This window comes from Rhizobacter sp. P2_H2 (assembly GCF_056403375.1).
In genome coordinates, this window is sequence record NZ_JBFUFP010001178.1 from 1 (window position 1) to 1,584 (window position 1,584).

General features: G+C 58.3%; 3 protein-coding genes and 1 pseudogene. All 4 read left to right on the forward strand.

The genetic code is table 11. The features are described 5' to 3' along the window. A partial coding sequence (locus tag AC1D15_RS31325; protein WP_477829107.1) for a hypothetical protein occupies nt 1-516 on the forward strand: 516 nt, incomplete at its 5' end. After that, nucleotides 513-809: a hypothetical protein gene (locus AC1D15_RS31330; RefSeq protein WP_465115021.1), complete on the forward strand. Its 297-nt coding sequence runs from the start codon at nt 513-515 to the stop codon at nt 807-809. The genes AC1D15_RS31325 and AC1D15_RS31330, both read left to right, overlap by 4 nt. Further along, nucleotides 799-1,239 (forward strand): hypothetical protein, encoded by a 441-nt coding sequence (locus tag AC1D15_RS31335; RefSeq protein WP_477829108.1) that lies wholly within the window; start codon nt 799-801, stop codon nt 1,237-1,239. The genes AC1D15_RS31330 and AC1D15_RS31335 overlap by 11 nt, the downstream gene beginning before the upstream one ends. 48 nt (nt 1,240-1,287) lie before the next feature. Then, nucleotides 1,288-1,584: pseudogene (locus tag AC1D15_RS31340) on the forward strand (hypothetical protein); the annotation flags it as partial.

The following is a 1,584-nucleotide window of genomic DNA, read 5'->3' on the forward strand; positions in this document are numbered from 1 at the left end:
CAACGACTTTCCGGGGACAAAGAAATGGCCATGGCGCTGGCGATGTCGAATGAATTTACGGCAACGCTCGTCTTCGATGGGCGGAGTTTAGATTTTGCGCTTGACGTGGATTCGTCGATCGAGGCAACAAGGACTCGAGTCGAACGAGGGCAGTCGTCAAGTGATATTTATCTTGAGGCTCATATATGTGTGCGGCGAAGCGAGGCGGATCCGACGACCCGCCTTTTTATTTCGGAACAAGATGCTGGTGAATTTGGATTTCTTTTGTCGCGATTTTTGAACCTGATTGATGCGGCGGGAATGGGTTTCCTGGATTTCGTCGATGGCAAGTCCCTGTCGGAATTAATCAGAGAAAAGTCATCCCTCGCTTACTCCACGGACCGTGTAGCCCTGGTGCAATCGCAAGTGCGGCTGCTGCGCATGATCAAGAGCCGGGGTGGGGCAAGCCGGGCTGGCGCGGCGGGCCGCGGTGGTTCCTTGAGTTCAAATGCAACAAACTCGTCAACACAGCCGTGACCGAGAGCGGATCGAATCCTCCGCTGGTCAAGGGGCGATTGGCCACTGCGGGAGAGATTGCTGATCCGAACACGCAGATCGACAACTGGCAGGTGGTCACCGGGCCGATGGAGCCTGGTGATGTGATCGCGATTGGCCACGCTGGGGAAGGCTATACCGGGCACACGGGGCTCTATGTCGGCAATGGCAAGGTCGCGTCCGCCAGCGACATCACGGGTCGTGTGGAACTCAACAATTGGGGGTTGCGTCCAGGCCAAACTCCAACAATTCGGAGGTGCGTCTGTGCGCAATAGTCAGGCTAGGAACTGGCTGTCGGCAACTCTTGTGGTTGGTTCTTCGGCATTTTTTGGGGCATGGCTCGGCACATTGCTTGGAGCTCTGGTCAATCACTTCAGCTATCGAGAGGTGTCTGTGGAGATCGACTTCCCATTGAGTGTCTTCTTTTCGGTCGGGATCGTGCAGCAAGTTGTCTTCTCGATGCTGCTCTACGCTCCAGCGCTGGTGATCTGTTGCCTGCTGCTGCGCCACATACCGCTGCTAGCGGTTGCATGGTTGTCAGGCCTGCACTTCTTGTTATCCGTCTTCGCCGGAAGCTCAAGGTGGTTTGCCACCTCAACTGGCTTGATCGGCATCTGGCAATACGTGGCGATCTCTTCATTTCCCGTCGCAATTTGCTTCATCGTTTGGGCTCGCCGAAGAAAGCGCATGCACGCTGGAGCCTGATCATTCAGGTGAGTTGCACGCTACCCGCTGGGCGATGCGCTGCGGGATGTGCGCTACGACGAGGCGAGCCGCATCGTGAGCTTCACGCACCTGAGCGCGGACGGCACGACACAGCCGGCGCTGGACCAGGCGTTGGGCTACGACGAGAACAGTCGGCTGACCAGCATCACGACGAACGCCGCGAGCTGGGGCATCACGTACGACGCGAACGGCAATCGCACGGGCCTGAGCCTGAACGGCAGCCCGAGCGCGTACAGCGTGGAGGCGACGAGCAACCGGACGACGAGCATCACGAACCCGGCGCGCAGCCTCGTATTCGACAGCGCCGGCAACACGCTCAGCGAC